Origin of the sequence: Micromonospora sp. WMMD967 (genome assembly GCF_029626165.1) — a bacterium.
Taxonomy (GTDB): domain Bacteria; phylum Actinomycetota; class Actinomycetes; order Mycobacteriales; family Micromonosporaceae; genus Micromonospora; species Micromonospora taraxaci.
On sequence record NZ_JARUBK010000001.1, the window covers coordinates 5,763,953 to 5,789,284 of the forward strand.

Annotated in this window: 25 protein-coding genes and 1 riboswitch; of the genes, 16 read left to right on the forward strand and 9 right to left on the reverse strand. The window is 72.0% G+C overall.

Annotated elements, in window-relative coordinates; translation table 11 throughout:
- Window positions 1–65: 65 nt before the first annotated feature.
- Window positions 66–1,304 carry a sugar ABC transporter substrate-binding protein gene (locus O7631_RS25950; RefSeq protein WP_244311658.1) on the reverse strand — a complete coding sequence of 413 codons (1,239 nt, stop codon included), beginning with the start codon at window positions 1,302–1,304 and terminating at the stop codon, window positions 66–68.
- Window positions 1,305–1,488: 184 nt separating this feature from the next.
- On the opposite strand from O7631_RS25950, the gene O7631_RS25955 reads away from it, so the two are divergent.
- Window positions 1,489–2,256 carry an FCD domain-containing protein gene (locus O7631_RS25955; RefSeq protein WP_278146668.1) on the forward strand — a complete coding sequence of 256 codons (768 nt, stop codon included), beginning with the start codon at window positions 1,489–1,491 and terminating at the stop codon, window positions 2,254–2,256.
- A gap of 274 nt (window positions 2,257–2,530) precedes the next feature.
- Here the strand turns inward: O7631_RS25955 and O7631_RS25960 are convergent, their stop codons facing one another.
- The 3 genes from O7631_RS25960 to O7631_RS25970 are packed head-to-tail and all read right to left on the reverse strand — an operon-like array spanning window position 2,531 to window position 5,001.
- A complete protein-coding gene (locus O7631_RS25960) occupies window positions 2,531–3,358 on the reverse strand; it encodes a hypothetical protein (RefSeq protein ID WP_278146669.1) in 828 nt (275 codons plus the stop codon).
- 12 nt (window positions 3,359–3,370) lie between these two features.
- Entirely contained in the window at window positions 3,371–4,144 is a 774-nt protein-coding gene (locus O7631_RS25965; protein ID WP_278146670.1) for an SDR family oxidoreductase, read from the reverse strand.
- A gap of 17 nt (window positions 4,145–4,161) precedes the next feature.
- Window positions 4,162–5,001, reverse strand: coding sequence for a fumarylacetoacetate hydrolase family protein (locus O7631_RS25970; RefSeq protein ID WP_278146671.1), 840 nt, complete (start codon window positions 4,999–5,001; stop codon window positions 4,162–4,164).
- A gap of 101 nt (window positions 5,002–5,102) precedes the next feature.
- Between O7631_RS25970 and O7631_RS25975 the strand changes: the two genes are divergently transcribed.
- The 4 genes from O7631_RS25975 to O7631_RS25990 are packed head-to-tail and all read left to right on the forward strand — an operon-like array spanning window position 5,103 to window position 8,591.
- Window positions 5,103–5,822, forward strand: coding sequence for a GntR family transcriptional regulator (locus tag O7631_RS25975; RefSeq protein ID WP_278146672.1), 720 nt, complete (start codon window positions 5,103–5,105; stop codon window positions 5,820–5,822).
- A 29-nt stretch (window positions 5,823–5,851) separates the two neighbouring features.
- Window positions 5,852–6,562: a (Fe-S)-binding protein gene (locus O7631_RS25980; RefSeq protein WP_278146673.1), complete on the forward strand. Its 711-nt coding sequence runs from the start codon at window positions 5,852–5,854 to the stop codon at window positions 6,560–6,562.
- Complete coding sequence (locus O7631_RS25985; protein WP_278146674.1) at window positions 6,559–8,004, forward strand: LutB/LldF family L-lactate oxidation iron-sulfur protein; 1,446 nt, start codon at window positions 6,559–6,561, stop codon at window positions 8,002–8,004. The genes O7631_RS25980 and O7631_RS25985 overlap by 4 nt, the downstream gene beginning before the upstream one ends.
- Window positions 8,001–8,591, forward strand: coding sequence for an LUD domain-containing protein (locus O7631_RS25990; RefSeq protein ID WP_278146675.1), 591 nt, complete (start codon window positions 8,001–8,003; stop codon window positions 8,589–8,591). Before O7631_RS25985 ends, O7631_RS25990 begins: the two co-directional genes overlap by 4 nt.
- A gap of 13 nt (window positions 8,592–8,604) precedes the next feature.
- Here the strand turns inward: O7631_RS25990 and lspA are convergent, their stop codons facing one another.
- The 3 genes from lspA to O7631_RS26005 form a co-directional block, all read right to left on the reverse strand.
- Entirely contained in the window at window positions 8,605–9,114 is a 510-nt protein-coding gene (lspA, locus tag O7631_RS25995) for a signal peptidase II (protein WP_278146676.1), read from the reverse strand.
- Window positions 9,115–9,175: 61 nt separating this feature from the next.
- On the reverse strand, window positions 9,176–9,979 hold the full coding sequence (locus O7631_RS26000; protein ID WP_278146677.1) for a cobalt transporter: 804 nt from the start codon (window positions 9,977–9,979) through the stop codon (window positions 9,176–9,178).
- Window positions 9,976–10,662: a hypothetical protein gene (locus tag O7631_RS26005; protein WP_278146678.1), complete on the reverse strand. Its 687-nt coding sequence runs from the start codon at window positions 10,660–10,662 to the stop codon at window positions 9,976–9,978. Before O7631_RS26005 ends, O7631_RS26000 begins: the two co-directional genes overlap by 4 nt.
- Window positions 10,663–10,967: 305 nt before the next feature.
- Between O7631_RS26005 and O7631_RS26010 the strand changes: the two genes are divergently transcribed.
- The 6 genes from O7631_RS26010 (at window position 10,968) to O7631_RS26035 (ending at window position 16,937) form a co-directional block, all read left to right on the forward strand.
- A complete protein-coding gene (locus O7631_RS26010; RefSeq protein ID WP_278146679.1) occupies window positions 10,968–12,566 on the forward strand; it encodes an ABC transporter substrate-binding protein in 1,599 nt (532 codons plus the stop codon).
- Window positions 12,536–13,555, forward strand: coding sequence for an ABC transporter permease (locus tag O7631_RS26015; RefSeq protein ID WP_278146680.1), 1,020 nt, complete (start codon window positions 12,536–12,538; stop codon window positions 13,553–13,555). The genes O7631_RS26010 and O7631_RS26015 overlap by 31 nt, the downstream gene beginning before the upstream one ends.
- Complete coding sequence (locus O7631_RS26020) at window positions 13,548–14,432, forward strand: ABC transporter permease (protein WP_278146681.1); 885 nt, start codon at window positions 13,548–13,550, stop codon at window positions 14,430–14,432. The genes O7631_RS26015 and O7631_RS26020 overlap by 8 nt, the downstream gene beginning before the upstream one ends.
- Entirely contained in the window at window positions 14,429–15,433 is a 1,005-nt protein-coding gene (locus tag O7631_RS26025; protein ID WP_278146682.1) for an ABC transporter ATP-binding protein, read from the forward strand. Before O7631_RS26020 ends, O7631_RS26025 begins: the two co-directional genes overlap by 4 nt.
- Window positions 15,430–16,110, forward strand: coding sequence for an ATP-binding cassette domain-containing protein (locus tag O7631_RS26030; RefSeq protein WP_278146683.1), 681 nt, complete (start codon window positions 15,430–15,432; stop codon window positions 16,108–16,110). Before O7631_RS26025 ends, O7631_RS26030 begins: the two co-directional genes overlap by 4 nt.
- 626 nt (window positions 16,111–16,736) lie before the next feature.
- Window positions 16,737–16,937, forward strand: a complete 201-nt coding sequence (locus O7631_RS26035) for a hypothetical protein (protein WP_278146684.1) — start codon at window positions 16,737–16,739, stop codon at window positions 16,935–16,937.
- 23 nt (window positions 16,938–16,960) lie between these two features.
- Here the strand turns inward: O7631_RS26035 and O7631_RS26040 are convergent, their stop codons facing one another.
- Together O7631_RS26040 and O7631_RS26045 are read right to left on the reverse strand one after the other, a co-directional pair.
- Complete coding sequence (locus O7631_RS26040) at window positions 16,961–17,947, reverse strand: zinc-dependent alcohol dehydrogenase family protein (protein WP_278146685.1); 987 nt, start codon at window positions 17,945–17,947, stop codon at window positions 16,961–16,963.
- Window positions 17,948–18,087: 140 nt separating this feature from the next.
- Window positions 18,088–18,600, reverse strand: coding sequence for an acyl-CoA thioesterase (locus O7631_RS26045; RefSeq protein ID WP_278146686.1), 513 nt, complete (start codon window positions 18,598–18,600; stop codon window positions 18,088–18,090).
- A 118-nt stretch (window positions 18,601–18,718) separates the two neighbouring features.
- Window positions 18,719–18,933, reverse strand: a riboswitch (cobalamin riboswitch).
- A 129-nt stretch (window positions 18,934–19,062) separates the two neighbouring features.
- Between O7631_RS26045 and O7631_RS26050 the strand changes: the two genes are divergently transcribed.
- From O7631_RS26050 to O7631_RS26070, 5 genes are all read left to right on the forward strand, one after another.
- On the forward strand, window positions 19,063–21,195 hold the full coding sequence (locus tag O7631_RS26050) for a copper resistance protein CopC (RefSeq protein ID WP_278146687.1): 2,133 nt from the start codon (window positions 19,063–19,065) through the stop codon (window positions 21,193–21,195).
- A 65-nt stretch (window positions 21,196–21,260) separates the two neighbouring features.
- Window positions 21,261–21,863 (forward strand): copper chaperone PCu(A)C, encoded by a 603-nt coding sequence (locus O7631_RS26055; protein WP_278146688.1) that lies wholly within the window; start codon window positions 21,261–21,263, stop codon window positions 21,861–21,863.
- A gap of 23 nt (window positions 21,864–21,886) precedes the next feature.
- Complete coding sequence (locus O7631_RS26060; protein ID WP_278148024.1) at window positions 21,887–23,095, forward strand: Dyp-type peroxidase; 1,209 nt, start codon at window positions 21,887–21,889, stop codon at window positions 23,093–23,095.
- 14 nt (window positions 23,096–23,109) lie between these two features.
- Entirely contained in the window at window positions 23,110–23,676 is a 567-nt protein-coding gene (locus O7631_RS26065; protein WP_278148025.1) for a copper resistance CopC family protein, read from the forward strand.
- 157 nt (window positions 23,677–23,833) lie between these two features.
- Window positions 23,834–25,306, forward strand: coding sequence for a PepSY domain-containing protein (locus O7631_RS26070; RefSeq protein ID WP_278146689.1), 1,473 nt, complete (start codon window positions 23,834–23,836; stop codon window positions 25,304–25,306).
- Window positions 25,307–25,332 lie beyond the last annotated feature (26 nt).

A 25,332-nucleotide genomic window follows, 5' to 3' on the forward strand; every position in this document is an offset into this window, starting at 1 on the left:
CGGGTTCGGGGGTCAGGTCCCGGCGGGGCGGCGGAGCCCGTCGGCTCCGCCGCCCGGCGGTCGGGCTACTTCGCCTCGTCGTCGAGGAACTTCTGGAACGCCGCGTTGGCCGTGTCCGCGGAGGCGGCGGCGTCCTTGCCGGTGATCGCGTCGACGATCGGCTGACCGACGATCTCCCGCGCCTGCGCGACCTTGACCACCAGTGGGCGGTCGTGGCCGACGCCGTTGGCGGTGCTGGCCGTGTTGGCCTCGGCGAGGTCCTTCGGCAGGCTCGCGGTGCTCGCCGGATTCGCCCAGACCGAGGTACGGGCACCGGGGACGCCGGCGGTCTGCTGCGCCAGCGCCTGCTCCTTGCCGGCCGCCCACTGGATGAACTTCCAGGCGTTGTCCTTGTTCTCCGAGCTGTCGTTCACGCCGAGCGCCCAGGAGGGGATGTTGTACGGCTTCGATCCGGCCGGACCTGCCGGGAACGCCGCGAAGCCGACGGTGTCGACGACCTTGGACTTGGTCGGGTCGGTGGCGTTCTTGTAGAGCGAGTTGGCCTCGGTGTAGAAGGCCGCCTTGCCCTGGGTGAAGATCGCCATGGCCTCGGACCAGCTCATGTCGGTGCTGATGTTCTCCGGGCCGTGGTCGCGCAGCAGCCCGCCGTAGTAGGCGTACGCCTGCTTGGCCTGCTCGGTGTTGACGGTGGCCTTGCCGCTGCCGTCGACGAAGTCGCCGCCGAAGCTGAAGAGGAAGCTGGAGAACTGCGTGACGGCGGCGGCCTTACCGGTCCGGGCGACGAAGCCGGCGACGCCGGGGTTGTCGGCCTCGACCTTCGCCGCCTGCGCCTTGAGCTCGTCGAGGGTCTTCGGCGGCGCGGTGAAGCCGGACTTCGTCAGCAGGTCCTTGCGGTAGTAGAGGACCTCCTGCTCGGTGATGATCGGCACCCCGACCACCTTGTCCTCATAGGTCGTCGCCTGCATCGGCCCGGCCTGGAAGTCACCGAGCTCGAAGGCGCTGTCCGACTTGGCGTTCTTGCCCAGGTCGGCGAGGTACTTGTTCTTGCCGAACAGCTTCCCCTCCTGCAACGGTCGGTACATCATCACGTCGAGGTCGGTGGAGCCGGCGTTGAGCTTGACGTTGTACTGGTCGGAGAGCTGGTCCTCGCCGAGCTGGGTGACCTCGACAGTGAGCCCGGTCTGCTTCTCGAACTCCGGCAGGGCCTTCTTGATGTTCTCGGTCCAGACGTGGTTGACCAGTGTCACGCGAACGGTCTTCGAGCCCTCGCCGCCGTCGTCGCCGCCACAGGCGGTCAGGCCCATGGCTGCGACCACGGCCAGAGAAGTGCCGATTATCGATCGACGTCGCACGCTTGTCTCGCCTTCTGTCGTGGTCACCGGCCCCGGGGGAGGCCGCTACCTCGGTGTTACATCCGCTTAACATCGGGATGCTAGGCGCAAAAAGCAGACTATTTCAAGAGGTACATCTAACTGATACGATCTTTGCGTGGAACCGTCCTCACTAGAGGTTGCCGTCGTCCCTGCCGAGTCAGGGCTGCACGCCCGCGTCCTCGACCACCTCGGCACCGCGATCTGCGGCGGCGAGCTGGCACCCGGGGCGGTCCTCAACATCGACGAGCTGGTCGACAGGTACGCCGTCTCCCGCTCCGTCGTCCGCGAGGTGCTGCGGGTCCTGGCCTCCATCGGCTTCATCGAGGCCCGCCGCCGCGTCGGCGTGATGATCCTGCCGGCGAGCGCGTGGAACGTCTTCGACCCGCAGGTGATCCGGTGGCGTCTCGCGTCCGCCGGCCGGATGGCTCAGCTCCGGTCGATCACCGAGCTACGCACCGCCGTCGAGCCGCACGCCGCCTTCCTGGCCGCGACACGGATCGGCCACGACGAGGCGAGCGATCTGGTCGGGCTGGCCGCCAAGATGTGGGCTGCCGGCGAGGGCGGCGACGAAGAGCGCTTCCTGCACCTCGACATCGAGTTCCACCGGCGGGTGCTGCTCGCCTCCGGCAACGAGATGTTCGTCCGGCTCCAGGATCTGGTCGCGGAGGTGCTGACCGGCCGACACAAGCACCACCTCATGCCGCACCACCCCCACCAACAAGCCCTCCAGATGCACGCGGACGTCGCCCAGGCGATCCAGCGGCGCGACGGCGAGCGGGCGCGCCAGGCGATGGTGCGGTTGATGGAGCAGGCGTTCGACGAGATGAGGTCACTGTGGGAGCAGACCGGCGACACCGACCGCCGCCGCGACCACGCGCCTTGATCGACTCGGTTCCAGTGAAAGCGCGCTATCGGACCGTCTCCGACACCCCAACTTCCGTGAACCCGAGTGGATCACCCCGACGAGGGCTGTCACCCGGAAAGAGGCGCCCCCACTGCGGGTGGTGTTCTCGGTGACCTCGATGTTCTGCGCCGTGACGATGGCGTTGATACCGGTCGTCGATGACGCACGATGATCAGGTGATGAAAAGTAGCTCCGGGAGCGCCCTGAAAGCTATTTCTCATCACCTGATCATGGGACGTCAGGTCCCCGCGCGCTAGCGGCGGGAGTCGCGCCGGCGCCCCGGGCCCGCGGCGGAGGGGCGGTGGCCGATGCGGGGGGCCCGCAGCACCGACGAGGTGCCGGCGCCGGGCCGGAAGTCCCGTGCGGCAGCGGCCACAGTCTCGTCGGGGTCGCGGGTGAGTGCCTCCCGGACGTGCGGCGGGACGACCTCGGAGGTCGCCATCGCCACTCGCACCTGCACCGAGCGGTCGTCGACCAGGCGTTCCAGGTCCGCCTCGTTCAACTCGAGGGCGCGGACCAGCGCGGCCCGGACGTCGACCACCGGGTCCGCGGCGAGCGCGCTGCGCTGGTCGGCGGTGGTCCGCGGGTTGCGGGCGAGCCCCTTGCGTACGCGGGCGGTGCGATCGGCCAGCAGCGCGGTGATCACGTCGGGGTCGTGGGTGTGGGTGGCGAGCCGTTCGCGCACCTCGGGTGAGGCGTCGTCGACCAGCCGGGCGGCCAACTCGGGCTCCAGCTCACGGCTCTCGGCGAGGAGTCCGCGTAGCTCCTTGTCCGAGGCCTCCGACATCACCCGCCGGATCGACTCGTCACAGGCCGGGTTGCTGGCGACCGCCCAGCGCACCCACCGGTCGTCGTCCTTGACGAGGCGCATGAGGTTGCCGATCGAGGAGGACGGGTTCCTCGCCACCGCCTCGCGGACCTGACGATCGTGGTCCCGGGTCAGCGGTCGCAGGGCCTGCGCGGGGGCGTCGGGCCGAGCGGCGACCGTCTTGCGGACCACCGCCGACGGGTCGGACGCCAGGTCGATAAGGGTCATCTGTGGTGTGGTGGGGTCCTGCGCGAGGGCGAGCCGAGCGTCCATCGCGCAATCATGTCACGCACCCGCTCCGCCTCCGGCGGGCGCGGGTAGCCGCAGGCCGGACATGCCGCCGTCCACCGCCAGCGACGTGCCCGTCACCGAGCCGGTGGCGGGCGACGCGAGGTAGAGGACGGCGGCGGCGACCTCGTCGGCGGTCACCAGACGGCCGGTCGGCTGGCGGGCGGCGAGGTGCCGCTTCTCCGCCGTCGGATCGGCCGCCCCGGCGAGCAGTCGGGCCACCCACGGGGTGTCGACCGTGCCCGGGGCGACACAGTTGACCCGGACCCCCTCGGTGACCAGGTCGGCAGCCATGGCGAGGGTGAGGGCGTGCACGGCGCCCTTCGACGCCGAGTACAACGCTCGTCGGGGCAGGCCGACGGTCGCCGCGATCGAGGAGATGTTGACGATCGCGGCGGACGACGACCGGCGCAGGTACGGCAGGACGACGGCGCTCGTGCGGGCCACGCCGGAGACGTTGACGTCGAGCACCCTGCTCCACTGCTCGTCGTCGTCCTCCTCCACGGTGCCCACCGCCGAGATGCCGGCGTTGTTCACCAGGATGTCGACGCCCCCGAACGCCTCGGCGACCGAGGCGACGGCCGCGCTGACCGAGGACCGGTCGGCCACGTCGGCCGCGACCGCGTGGACGCGAGGGTCCTCGGGCAGCCCCGACACGTCCAGGTCGAGGACACCGACCCGGGCGCCGGCGGCCAGGAACGCCCGCACGCAGGCGTCTCCAATTCCCGAGCCACCGCCGGTCACCACCGCCACGAGGCCGTCACACCGCATGCTTCTCTCCCCTGCCATCAGGCGTTCGTGAGCGGGCTGCGCTGCCGGCCGAGGCCCTCGATCTCGACCTCCATCACGTCGCCGGCGGTCAGGTACGGAAACCGGCCGGAGAGCGCCACCCCCTCCGGGGTGCCGGTGTTGATGACGTCACCCGGGTCCAGCACTGTGTACTGGGACAGGTGCCAGACCAGGTGAGCCACGTCGAAGATCATGTCTTTGGTGCTGGAATCCTGCCGGGGCTCGCCGTTGACCCAGGAGCGCAGCCGCAGCGCCTGCGGGTCGTCGATCTCGTCGGCGGTCACCAGCCAGGGCCCGAGCGGTTGGAACGTCTCGCAGGACTTGCCCTTGGACCACTGGCCGCCGGAGACGGCAAGTTGGAAGTCGCGCTCGGACACGTCGTTGGAGAGCGCGTACCCGGCGATGTGGTCGAGGGCGTCCGCCGGTGAGGCGAGGTAGCGGGCCCGTCGCCCGATCACCACCGCCAACTCCACCTCCCAGTCGGTCTTCGTGGAACCGCGCGGGATCAGGACCTCGTCGTACGGCCCGACCACAGTGTTGGGTGCCTTGTAGAAGATGATCGGCGCGGTCGGTGGCTCGGCGCCCGACTCGGCGGCGTGCGCGGCGTAGTTCTGCCCGACGCAGAGCACCACCCCGGGCCGGGCTAGCGGCGCGCCGACCCGCTGGCCGGTCACGTCGATCTCCGGTAGGTCGGTGGCGGCACGGACCCGTTGGGCGCCGTCACCGGCGAGGAACTCCCCGTCGATGTCGTCGGTGACCGACGAGAGGTCGAAGTGCCGGCCGTCGACGTACAGCACGGGACGCTCCTGCCCGACGGGCCCGACGCGCATGAACTTCACGAACCAACCTCCAGAGCAGGTAAGCCTATTTCCTATAGGATGCTGCCTGTGCTGGTGTACCGGCTCACACGAGCGCAGTCAAGGGGTTGTTGGGAGACGAGATGGCCCAGCAGGAGACTCGCGAGGGCCGACTCCGCCCCGCCCGCCGGCTCACCCTCGCCGACGACGTCTACGAGTCGATAAAGACCCTGGTCATGGACCACATCCTGCCGCCGGGTGAGCGGGTCAACATCGACGCTCTCGCCCGAGAGCTGGACGTCTCCCCCACTCCGGTGCGCGAGGCGCTCGCCCGGTTGGAAGCCGACGGTCTGGTCCGCAAACGCCCGCTGTCCGGCTACTCCACCACGCCGCTGCTGACCCGCGCCGAGTTCGACGACCTGTTCGAGGTCCGACTGCTGCTGGAAGGGGCCACCGCCGGCCGGGCCGCCGCCCACGCCTCCACCGAGGAGCGGCAGCGGATCAGCACCGAGGCGGCGGCGACGATCGACGTGGAGGCCGGCGACGGCTACCGTCGGCACGCCGCGTTCACCGCGCTGGACGCCACGTTCCACGACCTGATCGCCGAGGTCGCCGGCAGCCCGCTGCTGCGCGACAGCATCACGCGGCTGCACTCTCACCTGCACCTGCACCGGCTGTACTTCCCGGTCACCGGTGCACCGGACACCAACACCGAGCACCAGCGCATCGCCGCCGCCGTCGCCGCCGGTGACTCCGACGCCGCCACCGAGGCGATGCGGGCCCACCTGATCGCGGCCCGGGAGCGCCACCTGCCCGCGTTCGACCAGCTTCCGGCACCCGGAGCACCGCGCGACCCGGCCTGAACCACCCCCGACCCCTCCGAGGAGCCGCCGTGCGCATAGCCCTCTTCATCACCTGCGTCAACGACCTCGCGTACCCGGCCACCGGCATCGCGGTCACCCGCATCCTGCGGAGGCTCGGCCACACCGTCGAGTTCCCCGACCGGCAGACCTGTTGCGGGCAGATGCACGCCAACACCGGTTACCGGGCCGAGGCGATGCCGATGGTGCGCAACTACGTCGACGTGTTCGACGGCTACGACGCCATCGTCGCGCCGTCCGGGTCGTGCACCGCGATGATCCGTGACCAGTACCCGCGCCTGCACCCGCCCGCCGCGTCGGTGGCCGCCCGCACCTACGAGCTGTCCGAACTGCTCGTCAACGTCCTCGGCGTCACCGACGTCGGAGCGGAGTTCCCGGAGACTGTCACCTACCACCCCACCTGCCACGGCCTGCGCCTGCTGCGGTTGGGCGACCGACCGCTGAAACTGCTGCGCCAGGTGCGCGGGATCGACCTCGTGGAGCTGGGCGACGCCGAGGAGTGCTGCGGTTTCGGCGGCACGTTCGCGGTCAAGAACCCGGACGTCTCCACCGCGATGCTCACCGACAAGTGCACCCGGGTCGGGGAGACCGGGGCGCGGGTGCTCGCCGCCGCCGACAACTCCTGCCTGGCCCACATCGGAGGCGGCCTGGACCGCCACCGGTCCGGCGTACGGGCCATGCACTACGCGGAGATCCTCGCCTCGACGGGTGCGACCTCGTGAACCCCTCGATCGCACCGACCACCGGCAGCGGACGCATCCGCACGCCACTGCCCTTCCCCACCGCGGCCAGACCGGCCGTCGCCGACACCCAACTGCGCGCCAACCTGCACCGGGCCACCCGCACCATCCGCGCCAAGCGCGCCCGCGTGGTGGACGAGGTGCCCGACTGGGCGGCCCTGCGCGACGCCGGCTCCGCGATCAAGGCGGACGTCCAGCGCCGGTTACCGGAGCTGCTGGAGCAGTTCGAGGCGGCCGCCACCGCCGCCGGCGCCACGGTGCACTGGGCGCGGGACGCGGCCGAGGCCTGCCGGATCGTGGTCGAGCTGACCCGGGCCGCCGGGGCCGACGAGGTCGTGAAGGTCAAGTCGATGGCGACCCAGGAGATCGAGCTGAACGAGGCTCTGGAGGCGGCCGGGATCGTCGCGTACGAGACGGACCTGGCGGAGCTGATCGTGCAGCTCGGCGACGACACCCCCTCGCACATCCTGGTGCCGGCGATCCACTACAACCGGACGCAGATCCGGGAGATCTTCCAGCGTCGGATGCCGGACGTCCCGGCCGACCTGACCGACGAGCCGTCCGCGCTGGCCGAGGCAGCCCGCGTCCACCTGCGGCGACGTTTCCTCTCGGCCCGGGTCGCCGTGTCCGGCGCCAACTTCGCCGTCGCCGACACCGGCACGCTCGTCGTGGTGGAGTCCGAGGGCAACGGGCGGATGTGCCTCACCCTCCCGGAGACGCTGATCAGCGTCGTCGGCGTCGAGAAGCTGCTGCCGACCTTCGCTGACCTGGAGGTCTTCCTGCAACTGCTGCCGCGATCCTCGACCGGCGAGCGGATGAACCCGTACACCTCGATGTGGACCGGCGTCACCCCCGGCGACGGTCCGCAGGACGTGCACGTCGTGCTGGTCGACAACGGCCGGTCCGCGGTGCTGGCCGACCCGGTCGGGCGGCCGGCGCTGTCCTGCATCCGCTGCTCCGCCTGCCTCAACGTGTGCCCCGTGTACGAGCGGGCCGGCGGGCACGCGTACGGCTCGGTGTACCCGGGGCCGATCGGCGCGATCCTGTCGCCGCAGCTGACCGGCGTGGCCGACAACGCCTCCCTGCCGTACGCGTCGACGCTCTGCGGCGCCTGCTACGACGTGTGCCCGGTGAAGATCAACATTCCGGAGATCCTGGTCCACCTCCGGCAGGAGGCACCGCACCCACCCGCGGAACGGGCCGCGATGCGCGTCCTGTCCTGGGTGATGCGCAGCCCTCGCCGCTGGGCCGCCGCCCTGCGTCTGGCCCGCATCGGCGCGGGACCACTCGGCGCGTACCGCGAGCGTCGCGCCGGTGCCCGTACGCTGCGTAAACTGCCCTGGCCTGCCTCGGCCTGGACCCGGTCACGGGACGTGCCGCTGCCCGCGCCGCAGACCTTCCGTGAATGGTGGAACACGCAGTGACCGCACGCGACGACATCCTGGCGCGACTGCGCACGGCCCTGGCCGACGACCCGCCGGCGGTGCCGGTGCCCCGCGGCTATCGGCGCGTCGACGACCGCTCCGACCTGGTCGCCGTCCTCGTGGACCGGTTGGAGGACTACCGGGCGGCCGTCCACCACGGCATCGGGGCCCTGCCCGGGCTGCTGGCAACGGTCGACCGACTCGCCGTCCCCACCGACGTCCCTCCGGACTGGCTGGCCGGCTACGCCGGGCAGGTCTGCCGGGACGCGCCACCTCTGTCACCCGCGGAGCTGGACGCGACGGACGCGGTCCTGACCGGCTGCGCCGTGGCGATCGCCGACACCGGCACCATCGTCCTCGACGCCGGTCCGACGCAGGGTCGGCGGGCGCTCACCCTGGTGCCCGACCGGCACATCTGCGTCGTCCGCGCCGACCAGGTCGTCGGGTTACTGCCGGAGGCGTTGACCCGGCTGGACGCGCGTTCGCCGCTGACCTGGATCTCCGGCCCGTCCGCGACCAGCGACATCGAACTCGACCGGGTCGAGGGCGTGCACGGCCCGCGCCGACTGGAGGTCGTCCTGGCCTGAGCTGACGCCTGGCTCAGGCGGACGACACCTGCTCGTCGCTGTGCGCCTCGCCCGACGGGGCCGTCTCCCGCAGCGGGACGCCCCGCAGGTTGAGCAGCATCACGATGGCCACACCGACCACCAGCGCGATGTCGGCGACGTTGCCGACGAAGAACCCGGCGTAGTCGATGAAGTCCACCACGTGCCCGCGAGCGAAGCCCGGCTCGCGGAAGAGGCGGTCCAGCAGGTGCGTCGTCGCGCCGCCGAGCACCAACCCCAACGCCACGGCCCAAGGACGCGACGTGACCCGCCGCGCCACGACCGTCACCGCGACCACGGCCGCCGCCGCGAAGACCGCGAAGATCCAGGTGTACGAAGACCCGATGGAGAAGGCGGCGCCCGGGTTGTAGACGAGCCGCAGGGACAGCAGGTCACCCACGATGGAGATGGTCTGCCCGTCCGACAACGCGGACTCGGCCCAGTACTTCGTGGCCTGGTCCGAGGCGAGCACGACAGCAGCGATCAACACGACGGCGCGAAACACAGCGGAACCCTAGCCGGTCGACCGGGACCGTCACCACCGACGATGGTTCGTCCGCCGCCGCTCAGCCGACGGCGACGAGGTGGATCGCGGCGACGGTGACGAGGCCCGCGCCGAACAGCGTGATGCCGCTGGCCGCGAGGACGGGCGCCACCCGGGTGGCCAGGCCGAGAATCGCGTGGGACTGTGCTCCCCGGGTGACCAGCGAGCTACCGGCGACCGCGAGGACCCCGACGCCGAAGAGCACCACGGCCATGCCGAGCCCGAACGTCAGGACCAGCAGCAGGGCGAAGCCGGCCCGACCGATGAACAATCCGGTCGCCAGCACGAGGAACGCGGCCGGGGACGGGGTCAGCCCGCCGGAGATGCCCAGCAGGAGCAGGCCGGGGCGCTTGCCGTGCTCGTGACTGTGGGTGTGGCCGTGGCTGTGGTCATGGCTGTGGCCGTGGGCGTGATCGTGGCTGTGACCGTGACCATGGCTGTGGCCGGCGGCGTGCAGGTGCCGGCGTACCATCCACAGGCCGGTGGCCAGGACGATCAGACCCGCACCGAGTTGCAGCCAGCTCGTGAGTTCCTGCATCCGGATCACCTCGGACAGGGACAGGAACGTCCATGCCACGCCGATCACCAGGACCGACAGCGTGTGCATGACCGCCACCGAACCGCCCAGCCACGCGGCGTCCCGGATCCGGCCACGCGAGCCGGCGAGGTAGGCGGCGGCCAGGCTCTTGCCGTGGCCGGGGGCCACCGCGTGCCCCGCTCCGGCGGCGAAGGCCAGCACGAACGCGAGTGGGGGTACGCCCGGGGAGTTGACGATGTCCTGCAACCGGTCCGACAGGGACGCGGAGAGGACTGCGGTAGCGGTCATGCCACGGCCCGCCGTCGCCGCACCCGCCGGGACACGAGCAGCGCCCCGACCGCGACCAGCAGCGCAGCACCGACGACGGCGGCGAGCTGGATGGCGGCACTCCGGCCGGTGCTGGGGCTGGTGCTGCCGACGGTGGGCGCGCCGCCGGCGAGGGTCCAGTCGTGGGAGTCCTCGCCGGAGCCGTACACCGCGCGTTGCCCGCCGGGGCCGGTCGCCATCGCCCGGTAGGCGGGGTTGAGGTCGGTGAGCATCCGCACCGCGACAGTGACCGTGCCGACCGGCCCTGGGCAGGTGTAGTCGACTGTCGCGCCCGCCCGTGCGAGGGCTTTCAGCGGCGCGACAACGCCGACGCACTGCCGCGGCCCGTCGGCCACGGTGATCTGCTTGAGCAGGTACGCGGGGAACTGCTCGGACGACGCGAGCACGGCGGGATCGGTCGCACGGTAGTCGACAGCACCGTCGAGCAGCACGCGGTCGGCCGGCAGCAGGCCGAGCGAGACTCCGAGCAGTGTCAGGTCGTCGGGGCCTCCGACGCGCCACCGCACCCGCACGACGTCGGGCCGCTGCTCGTCGGGCGTGATGGACACGGTCTGCGGGTCACCGAACGGGTGCGCCGCCGCCGGGGACGGCAGGGCCAGGACGGCCGCGGCGACGGCAAGGGCCGCCAGCGGGATCACCGTCACCGGGCTTCGTCGTCGCCGACGTCGGTGCTGGGACAAGGAGAGCTCCAGGATTGCGGCTGCACGATTCGCGACCACCATGCTGACCGCCGGGAAACGCGCAGGTCCGGGCTGGTGTGTGAGACGAAACGACGACGTGAACAGTTAGTTGATCAACGCGTCGGCCGGCATGGACACCCACGCCCTCGTGTTCATGATGCAGACAACTCGCAATTGCCAATAAGTTGCAACTGTGCCACCGTGATCATCAACTGTGGCTGCTGCACCAGCACGCCCACGACCTGTTCCCCAGACCACAGGAGCGTTCTGTGACCCGGATCCGTCCGACCTTCCGGCGCCTCGTGGCGTCGACCGCAGCGGCCGGGATGCTCGTCCTCGCCGGCTGCTCGGCCCCGACCACCCCGGACGGTGCAGCCGGCGGCGCCACATTTGTCGTGGCCACCTCCGACGAGCCCGACGCACTGAACCCGGTGCTCAACTTCGGCGTCGACGGCGCCGCGCTGATCTTCGACGGGCTCGTCTCCCGCGACGCTGACAACCGCCTCGTCCCCGGTCTTGCCGCAGCCCTGCCGACCGTGTCGCCCGACGGGCGCACCGTGACCGCCACACTGCGCGACGGCGTGCGGTTCCACGACGGCACCACACTGAGCGCACCGGACGTCGTCTTCACCTACCAGGCGGTGCTGGACCCGACTGTGGACTCCACGCTGCGCTCCGATCTCGACATGGTGGAGTCGGTGACCGCGCCCGACGCGTCCACAGTCGTGTTCACGCTGCGCTACCCGTACGCGCCGTTCCTGCAACGGCTCACCCTCGGCATCGTGCCGTCGAAGCTGCTCAGCGGGCAGGACATCAACACCACCGGGTTCAACCGGAAGCCGATCGGGACCGGGCCGTACAAGGTCGAGTCCTGGACGCCGGGCGACCGGCTGGTGCTCACCGCCAACGAGGGCTACTTCGGTGGCCGTCCGGCGAACGACCGGGTCGTGGTGGCGTTCGTCGCCGACGACAACGTCCGCGCCCAGCGGATGCGGGCCGGTGAGTTCGACGCCGCCGAGTTGCCGCCGAAGCTCGCCACCGGGTTCGACTCCGACACCGCGTACCGGGTGCAGCGGGTGCCGACCGCCGACTACCGCGGCGTGATGCTACCGATGGGCAACCCGGTCCTCGCCGACCCGGCGGTCCGCCGGGCGCTCACCGTCGCCGTCGACCGTGCCGCGATGGTGTCCGGCATCCTCGGCGGCGCGGGCGAGCCGGCGTTCGGACCGGTCCCGCCGACCTCCGAGTTCGCCGAGCCCTCGACCTTCGGCGCGGCCACCGCCGACCCGACGGCGGCGGGCTCGCTGCTCGACGCGGCCGGCTGGAAGCCCGGCGCGGGTGGGGTACGGGCCAAGGACGGCCGCCCCGCCCGGTTCACGCTGATGTACCCGGCGACCGACACCCTGCGCAAGGACCTGGCCCTGGCCGTCACCGCCGACGCGAAGAAGATCGGCATCGAGGTCACCCCGGCCGGGCTCACCTGGGACGCCATCGACCCGCGGATGAAGTCCGACGCCCTGCTGATGGGCTACGGCACGCCGTACGACCCGGACTTCGTCTCGTACAAGCTGTTCGGCTCCCAGTTCGCGGGGCAGGGCTACTTCAACCCCGGTTCGTACCGCTCGGAGACTGTGGACCGGGCCCTGCAGGAGGGCCGCGACCAGATCGACCCGGCCCGCCGCAAGGCCGCGTACGCGCAGTTCCAGAAGCAGCTCTCCGCCGACGTGCCGTGGCTGTTCCTCACCTACCTACGGCACACCTACGTGGTGAAGTCCTCCGTGCAGGGCGTGACCCCCCGGGTCGAGGCACACGAGCACGGGGTGGCGAACAGCATCTGGTGGAACATCGACACCTGGAAGCGGTCGTGACCCGCTCGGGTCGACTGGCCGGGGCGGGGGCGGTGGTCCGACGCCGGCTCCTGGTCGCCGTTCCGGTGCTCGCGGCGACCAGCATCGGAATGTTCGCCCTCGGCGCCGCCTCGCCGGTGGACCCGGCCAAGCAGTACGCGGGCGCGGCGGCCTTCACCGCCAGCGAGGAGAACCTGGCGCAGATCCGCGCCAACTGGGGTGTCGACGACCCGCTGCCGGTGCAGTACCTGCGCTGGATCGGCAACCTGGTCCAGGGCGACCTGGGCTGGTCGACGAGTCGACACGAGCCGGTCGCCTCGGTGCTCTCCGCCCGGGCCGGCTGGACGCTGCTGCTGATCGGCGTGACCCTCGCCCTGGTCCTGGTCGGCAGTCTGCTGCTGGGTGCGCTGGCCGCGTACCGCAGGGGTGGGTTGTTCGACAGGGGTTTACGGGCGGCGGCCTACGCGGTCGAGTCGATGCCCGTCTTCTGGCTGGGTCTGGCCGCGATCGCCGTGTTCGCGCTGGCGCTGGGGTGGTTGCCGGCCGGCGGGCTCACCGACGTCACCGCGACCAGCACGTCCTGGGTCGACGTGGCGCACCACCTGATCCTGCCGGTGGGAGTGCTGGCCGTGTCGCAGGCGCCGTGGTTCGTGCTGTTCGTCCGGGACGCGGTCGCGGAGAGCATGCGCGACGACCACGTGCTCGCGGCGCGGGCCCGTGGGTTGCCGGGGCGGACGGTGCTGTTTGGGCACGCGCTGCGGACCGCGCTGCTGCCGTTCCTCACGTTGGTCGGCACCCACCTGCCGGAGTTGGTCGGCGGTGCGGTGCTGGTCGAGACGGTCTTCTCGCTGCCGGGTCTCGGCGCTGTCACGGTGGCTGCCGCGCTGGGCAGCGACTTCCCGCTGCTGGCGGCGATCACGCTGGTCACCACGGCTGTGGTGCTGGCCGCGAACCTCACGACCGACCTCGCGTACGCCGCCGCCGACCCGAGGGTGCGACTCGATGGCTGACCTTGCTACCCGGCCGCCGCTGCTCCGCGTGGCCCGGTCCCGACTGCGGTGGCGACCCGGCCAGACCGGTGCCGTCGTCGCCGGCCTGGTCCTCGCCGTCGCTGTCGCCGGTTCGCTCCTGGCCCCGCTCGTCTGGCCGCTCGACCAGAGCGCGGTGGCCCTGGACCAGACCCGGTTGGCGCCGTCCTGGACCCATCTCGCCGGCACCGACGACCTCGGCCGGGACGTGGCGCACCGCGCCGTCTACGGGCTGCGGGTGTCGCTGCTCGTCGGCGCTGTCGCCGCGCTGGTCGCCACCGTCCTCGGTGGCGTCATCGGCGGTATCGCCGGCACCCTCGGCGGCCGTGTGGACCGGATCCTGATGCGGATGGTGGACACGATCGCCGCCATGCCACACCTGCTGCTGGGCATCTTCATCGTCGCCATGCTGCGTCCCAGCCTCGGCGCGGTGATCGCCTCCGTCGGGCTCACCCACTGGCTCTCCACGGCGCGCATCGTCCGGTCCGAGTTGCTCAGCCTGCGTACCCGGCCGTTCGTCGACGCCGCCATCAGCGGAGGGGCCGGCCGGGGTCGGGTCCTGACCCGACACCTGCTGCCCCACGTGCTACCCCGGCTGGCGCTGGCTACCACCCTGATGATCCCGCACGCAGTGTGGCACGAGACGGCGCTGTCCTTCCTCGGCCTCGGCCTGCCGCCGCACCTCGCCTCACTCGGCAACATGATCAACGATGGTCAGGGGTCGCTGCTGACCGGCGCCTGGTGGGCCAGCCTGGCACCGGGTGCGGTCATCGTCGTCGTCACCCTCGCCATCGCGGTCATCGCCGCCCGCTGGCGGGACCGCCTCGATCCCCGGGTCCGAGCGGAGCTGCACCTGTGACCACCACCGAACACGCCGCCGCTGAGGCACCCCGCCGCGCCGCCGTGGATCGCCCGCTGCTCGCCGTGGACGGCCTCGGCGTCGAGTTCCGGCTGCGCGACACGACAGTGCGCGCCGTCAGTGACCTCAACCTGACCGTACGGGCCGGGGAACTGCTCGCCGTCGTCGGCGAGTCCGGCTGCGGCAAGTCCGTCCTGGCCCACGCTCTGCTGGGCCTGTTGCCGGGCAACGCCACGATCACCGGCCGCGCCGTCCTGCACGACCCGGACAGCGACCCGGTCGACCTGGTCACCTGCGGTCAGCGTCAGCTGGCCCGCCGGGTACGCGGCCGTCGGGTCGGGCTGGTCCCGCAGAGCCCGGCCACCGCGCTGAACCCGGTCCGCACCGGGCGGCGACTGCTCGCCGAGACACTCCGGGCACACGATCGGGACCGGTCGGACGCCGAGCGGCTCGCCCTCGACGTCGGGCTCGACCCGGCCGACCTGGACCGCTACCCGCACGAACTCTCCGGCGGCATGGCCCAGCGGCTGGTCACCGCGCTCGCACTGGCACCGGACCCGTCGCTGCTCATCGCCGACGAGCCCACCACCGGCCTCGACCGGCCGCTGGTGGACCACACCCTCGACCTGCTGCGCCGCCGCTGCGACAACGGCTCGGCCGTCGTCCTCATCACGCACGACCTGGCCGCCGCGCAACGGGTCGCCGACACCGTCGCGGTCATGTACGCCAGCCGCATCGTGGAACACACCGATGCCGGTCATCTTTTCGCCGCGCCCACCCACCCGTACGCCGCCGCGCTCCTCGACGCCCTGCCGGACCGCGCCTTCCGGCCGGTGCCGGGCGACCCGCCGATGCTCACCGCGCTGCCTCCGGGCTGCGCGTTCGCGCCCCGCTGCCCGCACCGCACCGACACCTGCGCGAGCCAGCCGTCGCCGACGCCGATCGCCGGCGACGGCACTGTCGCCTGCCACCACCCGATCCGCACCGGAGCCGTCACGTGACCAGCGAACAGCACCTGCTCGCCGACCAGGTCACCGTCAGGTACGGCCGTCAGGTCGTGCTCGACGGCGTCACGGTGCGGGTCGGTCGAGACGAGACGGTCGGGCTGCGCGGCCCGTCCGGCTGCGGCAAGTCGACACTGGTCCGGGTCCTGGCCCTCCTGCACCGCCCGGACCACGGCCGGGTCAGCATCGACGGGACGCCGGTGCACGGAGTGCGGTACGCCGTACCGGTCGCCCTGCGGACCCGCGTCGCCGTGCTGTTCCAGAGCCCGCGCGCCGCCGCCGATCCCCGGCTGAGCCTGGACGACCTCATCGCCGAACCGCTCCGTGCCGTCCGAACGCCCGATGCGACGGTCCGGGAGCGCGTGGCCGAACTCGCCGACCTCGTCGGCCTCACCGCCGACCTGCGGGGCCGACGGCCACACGCGGTGTCCGACGGGCAGCTACAACGCGCCTGCCTCGCCCGCGCCCTCGTACACCGGCCGGACTACCTGCTCTGCGACGAGGCCACGGCGATGCTGGACGCCTCGACCCAGGCGCACGTCGCCGCCATCATCCGCGACTACCAGCGAACCCAGCGGGCCGGTGTCCTCGTCATCAGCCACGACCAGACCCTGATGGACCGCTGGGCCGACCGGATCGTCGACCTGAACAGCACGACCCCGACCCGGACCTGACGGACCGCCGGGTCCCACCCCGGGCGGACCGTGCGACAGTCATGATCCGCGCAACTACCCGGATACTGCTGCCTCCGACGTGCGGGAAGCAGCAACAACCCTGATGTTGCGCGGATCGTGGCGACAACCGCTCGACCCGGCGTCAGCTATGGTCTCGCCGTGCTCGCCTGGCTCGTCGACCACCTTCCACTTCGGCTGTGGACTCCCGGCAACGGGCGCATAGGCGGTCGCCTGCACTTCTGCGTAGGGGATTCATTCGAGCGGACGATCGAGTGGAACGGCAGGCATCTCTTCGGTGGTCGATCGCTTGGCGCACGGGCCGTCTTCGACCGCTTCGGATCAGCGGATTAAGCGCAGACCGGAGCGGATCTGGTTCCTCGGTGGGGCATCGCACGCCAGTGGCGCACGCGCTTCGAGCCGCCGCACACCCGAACACGGCGGGTGACGCCATCACGGCAGCGGGGTTCACCACCGCCACGGCCCCGATGACGCGGGACGTGGAGCGGCGATGCGGGTTCGTGCACATCTTCGCCACCGGGGCGTTGGCGGCGGACGACCAGCATCCCCGGTGGTGCGGTCGCGACGGGTGCGACCGGCGCGGGGAACACCGGTCGCATGTCTCGGACGTGGACACCAACCGACCGGAAGCGTCGATCATCACGGTGGCGTTGGTCCAAACTGCCCATGCGGCGGCTGAAACCACTGTGGTGTTGAGCGCGACCGGGGGCCTGGCGTCCGACCGGGTAGCGATGTCGATCAGCCAGGCCCGCGTCCTGCGCTACCGTCTCGGAGGCCTCATCGACGCGGCAGGTCACGGCAACGCGTAAGCCCTACCTGACGTCCCGGCCGGTCAGTCGGCGATGTCCACCACGACCTTGCCCTCGGCGATGCCGTCGGCGACCACACGGTGAGCGTCCATGATGGTGTCGAGCGTGAACCGACGCCGGTCCAGTCGCGGGCGCAGCGCGCCGGCGTCGGCCAGCGTCGCGATCTCCCGCAGGATGTCGCCGTGATGTTCGCGGCCCCGGCCGGTGAGCATCGGTAGCAGGGTGAACACGCCGGAGTAGGTCGCGCCACGAAACGACAGCGGGGCGAGCGAGTGGGTGCCCCAACCGAGCGCGCTGACGACGTGCCCGTGATAGGTGCGTACCGCCGCGAACGACGCGTCGAGCGTCGCGCCACCGACGTTGTCGACGACGATGTCGAACCCCTCACCAGCGGTGTGCCTCTCGACGTACTCCTCCACGCTGGTCGAGGTGTAGTCGATGGGCACGGCACCCAGGCTCTCGATCACCCGTACGCTCGCCGGCCCGCCGGTGGCGTACACCTCGGCACCCTTTGCCTGGGCGAGTTGCAGGCCCACGTGACCGACACCGCCGGCACCGCCGTGCACCAGCACCTTCTGCCCGGCGCGGACCCCGGCGCGGTCGACAAGCCCCTCCCAGGAGGTGATCGCCGCCAGTGGCAATGCGGCGGCCTCGCGCATCGAGAGGCCGCCAGGCTTGCGGGCCAGCAACCGGGCGTCCACGGCGGCGTACTCGGCCAGCGAACCCGGTAGCCCACCCACTCCCCCGCACAGCCCGTACACCTCGTCTCCCGGCGCGAAGCCGGCCACCTCCGCGCCGACAGCGGCGACGACCCCGGCAAGGTCCAACCCGAGCACCGCGGGCGGTCGTACGCGCGCGTGCGCGGCCTGTCCGGCCTGGATCTTCGTGTCGAGTGGATTGACCCCGCTGGCGACGATCCGCACCAGCACCTGCCCCGCCTGGGGAGAGGGCTGATCGATCTCCTCGACCGTCAGCGGCCTGTCGAACTCCCGCAGCACCGCAGCGCGCATGACGATTCACACCCTCCGTGATCCAGACATCACGTGGACGCTATCCAACTGGGGGTGCCGCCCGGGTGACATCCGGGGTGACGGCCAGGACGACGATTCGGGCGAGATCCGCTGAACGGGGCGAGAGCCCGAGCCGCCCCTCAGCCCTCGTCGACGCCGTCGAGCAGCGCCCTCCGCAACGCCAACCGGTGCTCCCGACGGATCTCCGCCTCGCGGTAGCGCCTCCGGTCCCCGTCGGTCTCGGGTAGCAGCGGCGGCACCGTCCTCGGCTGGCCGTCGTCGTCGATGGCGACCATGACCAGGTGGGCGGTGGCCACGTCGGTGGGCGGAACGGCCCGGTCCCACCGGTCGGCGGTGACCTTGACCGCGACCTCCATCGAGCTGCGTCCGGCCCAGGTGATCCGAGCGTCGACGTGCACGACGTCGCCGACCCGCACCGCGCGCAGGAACGCGGTCTCGTCGATGGCGGCGGTGACCGCCGGCCCGTCGGAGTGCCGGGCGGCGACGACTCCGGCCACCGAGTCGATGAGGTTGAGGATCCGGCCGCCGTGCACCGTACCCATCAGGTTGGTGTGGTGCTGGTCCATGATCTGCGACAGGGTCAGGTGCGACGCCGACGGCGCTCGGCCGGCGATCGTGGCGGTGTCGTGCACAGCGGTAGTCCGTCTCTCGGGAAACCACACCACCGGTACGCGGACACCCGACGAGCACGCGCCGACGGACGGCACGTCACCCGCTCAGCCCACCCGCGAGGCCGACGGCGGCGCACACGGTCGTGTGCGCAGCGCGGGCAGGTCTTCGGACTCGCGGGCCTGACCGGTCACGCCGGTCTCCTACCGGCCGTCGCTTCCCAGGCCGACGGCCCAGTGCTGATGACGGCGTTCGTTCCCACTCACCGCTGCGGGGCAGTCCCGGACTTCCACCGGGTTCCCTCTTACGACGCCCCGACGGTCACGACGGGGCGAACCAGCGCCGCCCGCAGCATAGCTGGCCAGGGAAGTCCCGGTACCGGGGGCACAGCGCGGAGGCGGCGCCGGAGCGTCGTCAGCTTTTGCCATGTGAGGAAAAAGATCGCCAGCTCTTGAAAAAAGCCTCACTCCGGTCAGGATATTCAGATGCGTCGTCTCCCTCAGACTCCGGGGCGGGTGCTCTCGGGTGTCCTCGCGCTCCTCCTCGCCTCGGCGGTCGCACTCCTCGCGTCCGCCCAACCCGCCTCGGCTCACGGCACTCTCGCCATGTCCACGCCGGCGGGTGGGGCCACCGTGAGCGAGCCGTTGACGGCGGTGCAGCTCTTCTTCACCGAAAAGGCCGCGCCGAACGCGTTCTTCACTGTCACCGCCCCGGGCGGCATCCGGGTCGACAACAGCTGGTCGTACGGGGAGCCGAAGCCGCTGGACAAGCCGGTACGGGAGTACTTCCTGGTCAACGGGCAGTTCGAGCCACGGGAGTACACGACCGGGTTTCCCGCGACGGTGGCGGTCACCCACCTGCCAGCCAAGGGCCAGTATTCGGTGAGCTACCTGTCGGTCGCCTCGGACGGCGACACCGTGCGGGGCACGCTGACGTTCCGCTACAACGGGCCGGTGACGGCGGCACCCAAGGGGTGGAGCCCGCCGACGACGCAGCCGGACCCGGCGCTGGTGGCCGCCACCGAGCAGCACGGGTCGTCCGGGCAGGCGTCGGCGGTGCCGACCACCTCGGCCCAGCCGGTGACCCCGCCGACCGGAGCTGCGGCGGCCCCGCCGACCGGGCCGGGCGAGGAGAGCGGCTCCGGAGGACTGGCCTGGGCCGGCTGGGCGGCGGCGATCGCGGCACTCGTGGCGGCGGCCGGATTCGTCGTCTGGCGTCGCCGGACGGCGTCCACCGGCAAACCCACCGGACGGGGCCGTACCTCGCCGGCGGCCTCCGGTCGACGCGGCGGCGGCGCACGCACCACGAACCGGCCCTCCGCCGGCAAGACCAGCCCAGCCAGGGCCGCCGCCGCAAAGACGGCCGCCGCCAAGTCCTCCGCCGGCAGGACGGCCGCCGCGGTGAGCGGTGTCGGCACGAAGCCCACGGGTGGTAAGCGGCGACCGGCCACCGTGCCGGCGGCGCGGACGGGCGACGCGGTCGTCACGGCCCGCACGGGCGTCGCCGTCGACCCGACGCCCACCGACGCGGTCGATCCGACGCCCATTGAGCAGAAGGCGAAGGCCGTCGCCAGCACCGATCAGGAGGCGCAGGCCCCTTCCACCACCGACCAAGAGTCGACAGTCGAGGCCGGCCACCGGCCGGACACGGACCTCGCCGGGGTGGCACCCGGGTCCCGGCTCAGCAACGGCCACCTGGCGCTGCTCGTCGGCGGGCTGGTGGTCGCCCTGCTGGCCGGGTTCGGGCTGGCCCGCATCGGCACCGGCGACCAGAGCCCGTCGAACACCGCCCGGCAGCCGGCCGGCGGTCCGCCGGCTTCGGGGCCGGCGGGATCCGCGACCGACGGGCACCAACACCCGGCGGGCACCGGTCCGCACACGCACCGAGGTGACGGCGCGGCGGGCGAGACGCTGGCGACCGGGACGACGGTCAGCGCCGGTGGGTACACCCTGCAACCGGTGGAGCGGTCCCAACCCGCCGGGGTACGCGCCGACTACCGCTTCCGGATCGTCGGGACCGACCGGCAGCCGGCGACCCGCTTCGCGGTCGTCCACGACAAGCCGCTGCACATGATCGTGGTGGGCCGCGACCTGACCGGCTACCAGCACGTACACCCGACGATGGCCCCCGACGGCACCTGGAGCGTCCCCCTGACGCTGGCCCGACCCGGTGGTTACCGCGTCTACGCCGACTTCTCCGTGACGGCGGCCAACGGCGCGCAGGTGCCTCTCGTGCTGGGCGTCGACCACACGGTGCCGGGGGCGCACACCCCGGCCGCGCTGCCGCCGGCGCAGGCACAGGCGACGGCCGGGCCGTACGCGGTGTCGATGAGCGGCACCCCGACGGTGGGGGTGACCGCGCCGATGCAGTTCCAGGTCCAGCGCACCGACGCGGCCGGGCCCGCGCAGTTGGAGCGTTACCTGGGCGCGTACGGGCACCTGGTGGTCGTCCGCGAGGGCGATCTCGGCTACGTGCACGTCCACCCGGAGCAGGAGCTGGTCGACGGCACTGTCCAGTTCTGGCTGACCGCGCCCAGCTCGGGCCGGTACCGGGCCTTCTTCGACTTCCAGGTGGAAGGGAAGGTGCAGACCGCCGAGTACACGATCAACGTGCCCTGAGCCTGGAACTTTCTCCCCGCTGCGGCCGACCATCCAGCCAGCAGCAACCATCGGAGGAAGAACACATGCTCAGCACCAGCCCGCTCGGTCCGCGCCGCCGCTCGGCCGCCGTCATCGCCGCCGCGATCCTGGCGGTGGGCGCCGCCGGATGCGGATCGTCCGACTCTCCGTCGACCGGGCAGGCGAGTCCGTCCGCGTCGTCCTCGGCCAACCCGGACGCCGGGGTGCTCGGCATTCGTGACCCGTGGGTGAAGGCCGCCGACAAGGGGATGACGGCGGCCTTCGGGACCCTGGTCAACGACGGCGACAGCGATGTCACGGTGACCGGAGCCACGACCTCGGTGTCGCCGATGGAGCTGCACGAGATGACCATGAAGGACGGCAAGATGGTCATGCAGGCCAAGCAGGGCGGCGTCGTGATCAAGGCGAAGAGCACGCACGCGCTGGAGCCCGGCGGCGACCACCTGATGCTGATGAACCTCGCCAAGCCGGTGCAGGCCGGCGACGAGTTAACGTTCACCCTGACGTTCGCCGACGGCAGGACCCAGCAGTTCACGGCCGTGGCCAAGCCGTTCACCGGCGCGCAGGAGAGCTACGCGCCCGGGCACGGCCAGCCGATGCCCGGCACGAGTGCCACGCCGGAGATGAGCATGAGCCCGGCATCGTGACCGACACGCCACCCGTCCGGCCGGTGAGCAGGCGCGGCCTGCTCACCGGCGGGGCACTGGCCGCCGGCGGAGCCCTCGCCGGCGGGGCGGCCATCGCCGCGACCCGCACCGACAGCGGGCAGTCACCGGCCGCCGCCGACACCACGCCGGTGGCGAGCGTCGGCGCTCTGGTCGAGCCGTTCCACGGCGTGCGGCAAGCCGGTGTGACCACCGAACCGCAGGCGCACGCGGCATTCGTGGCGTTCACGCTGCGGGCCGGCACCGACCGGGCCGCGCTGGGCCGGATGCTGCGGCTGCTCACCGACGACGCCGCCCGCCTCACCCAGGGCAAGCCGGCGCTGGCCGACACCGAGGCCGAACTGGGACTCCTGCCCGCCCGGCTGACAGTGACCTTCGGCTTCGGGCCCGCCCTGTACCGGGCGGCAGGCGTCGACGACCGGCGGCCGGCCTCGGTCGCCGACCTGCCGCCGTTCCGCGTCGACCGGCTCCAGCCGGCCTGGACCGGCGGAGACCTGCTGCTCCAGATCTGCGCGGACGACCCGATCAGCGTCGCTCACGCCCAACGGGTGCTGATCAAGGACAGCCGGCCGTTCGCCACCGTCCGGTGGGTGCAGCAGGGTTTCCGGCGCAGCCCCGGCGTCGAACCGGGCGGCCACACCCAACGCAACCTGTTCGGTCAGCTCGACGGCACCGCCAACCCCCGACCCGGGGTGCCGATGGACTCCGCCGTCTGGGTGCCGGACGGGCCCGCGTGGCTGCGCGACAGCACCACTCTGGTCGTACGCCGGATCAGCATGAACATGGAGACCTGGGACCTGCTCGGCCGCACCGACCGGGAACTCGCCGTCGGCCGGCGGCTCGACACGGGAGCACCGTTGACCGGCGCCGCCGAGCACGACGAGCCCGACTTCGCCGCGACCGACGAGCACGGGCTCACTGTCATCCCGGACTTCTCCCACCTGACCCGCGCGCACGTCACCGACGACCGGTTGAAGATCCTGCGCCGGCCCTACAACTACGACGGGGTGCCGACCGCCGAGGGCCACGCCGACAGCGGGTTGGTCTTCACTTCCTACCAGGCGGACGTCGCCCGACAGTTCCTGCCGATTCAACGCCGGCTGGCCGAGCGGGACCTGCTCAACGAGTGGACCACCCCGATCGGCTCCGCCGTCTTCGCCATCCCACCCGGCTGCCAAGCGGGCGGGTGGATCGGCGAGCAGGTGCTCGGATGAACCGGAGCCTCCACATGCCCGTACCGCCGCTGGGCCGCACCGCCGTCCGACTCGGCGCGGCGGCGCTCGCCGTCCTCGTCGCACTGCTCGTCGCGGCCGGCCCGGCCTGGGCCCACAACTCGCTGCGGGCGGCCACCCCGGTGCAGCAGTCGACGCTGACCAGCGCACCGACGGAGATCGTGCTCGAGTTCATGTCTCGGCTCGATCCCACGTTCACCACCATCGTTCTCACCGACGCCGCCAAGCGGAAGGTCGGCACGGGCGAGCCGGTGGTCGCCGGGGCGAAGGGCACCGTCCAGGTGACCGACACCCTCCCGAACGGCACGTACACGGTCGCCTACCGGGTCGTCTCCGCCGACGGGCACCCGGTGCAGGGGTCGTACCCGTTCACCGTGGCCGACCCCACGTCCAGCGCCGCGCCGGTCGTCGAGGCCGCCACGTCCAGCACGCCGTCCGGCGCGGCGGCGGTGCAACCCGACGGCGGCGGCGCGAATGCCGGCGTCCTCGTGGCGGGTGCGGCGCTCGTGATTCTCGTCGCGGTGGCGGCCGTGCTGCTGTGGCGACGGGCTGCCCGCCGCTGAGCCGAACCGCTCGCCGGCCGAGCATCAGTGGGAACCAATCGGTCCGGCTGTCCGACTACCACGTCAGGGCCGGAACCGACGCCACACCACCACCGGGCGACCACGTCAGTACGGGAGACACCCTCGGGGGTATCCCGACTATCCCGATCGGATCAGCATGTCTCTCACCGAGTTGTCCGGCGCGGCGACGCCGGAACCCGCCACCAGCGCCGAACCCCGGGGCCGACCGGTCCGGCGCGCGTCGCCGTTCGGCGCGCTGCTGCTGCGGCTGCACTTCTACGCCGGCATCCTCGTCGCGCCGTTCCTGGTGACCGCCGCGCTGACCGGGCTGGCGTTCACCATCACCCCGCAGCTCGACCAGGTCCTCTACGGCGACAAGTTGACAGTCGCGCAGGTGGGTGACCGTCCCGTGTCCCTGGCCGAGCAGGTCGGAGCCGCCCGCAACGCGCACCCCGAGGGCAGCATCACCGCCGTGCAGCCCGGCGAGGGCGACCAGACCACCCGGGTGACGTTCTCCATGCCGGAACTCGGCGAGAACCAGCACACCGTCTACATCAACCCGTACACGGCCGAGTCGCAGGGACAGCTCACCACCTGGTTCGGCTCCACCCCCGCCACCACCTGGCTCGACGACCTGCACCGCCACCTGCACCTCGGCGCGGTCGGCGAGCACTACTCCGAACTGGCAGCGAGCTGGCTCTGGGTGCTCGCACTCGGCGGGGTCGTCCTCTGGTGGCGTCGCCGCAGCGCCGCCCGCGCCACCGCCCGCCACCTGCTCGTACCGGACCTGTCCGCCGGCAAAGGTGTCCGCCGCACCCGGGGATGGCACGCCACCACCGGCATCTGGCTCACCGTCGGCCTGCTCTTCCTCTCCGCGACCGGGCTGACCTGGTCCCGCTACGCCGGGGCGAACTTCAGCGCCGGCCTCGACGCGCTCAACGCCCGCACCCCGGTCATCTCCACCAGCCTCCTCGCCGATCCCGTCGCCCCCGACGCGACCGGCGGCGGCCACCACGGCGCTCCCGGGGCGGGCGGGGTGGTCGAGTCGGCAGCCTTCGACCGGGTGGCGACGGCCGCCCGTGGGGCCGGTCTGTCCGGCCCGGTCGAGATCGCCCCGGCCGCCGAGCCGGGCTCGGCGTGGACCGTGACGCAGGTCGACAACACCTGGCCGGTCGCCAAGGACCGGGTCGCCGTCGACCCGTCCGGCGGTGCGGTCACCGCCCGCAGTGACTTCGCCGACTGGCCCCTGCTGGCCAAACTCAGCGGCCTCGGCATCCAGGCACACATGGGGATCCTCTTCGGACCGATCAACCAGATCCTGCTCGCCGCGATCGCCCTCGGGCTGCTCTGCGTCATCGTCTGGGGCTACCGCATGTGGTGGCAACGCCGCCCCACCCGCACCGACCGACGCGCCCTCGCCGGCACCCCACCGGCCCGTGGTGGCGTCCGTGGTCTGCCGCTCTGGGCACTGCTCATCGGCGTACCGGTGGTGGCGGCGATCGGCTGGGCACTGCCGCTGTTCGGGCTCACCCTGCTGGCCTTCCTCGTCATCGACGTCGTCGTCGGCGCGGTGTCCCGACGCCGACGACCTGCCGAGGCGCCCACATCTCCGGCGCCCGCCGGTTCCTGATCCACCGGTCCGGCCGCCCGACCGAC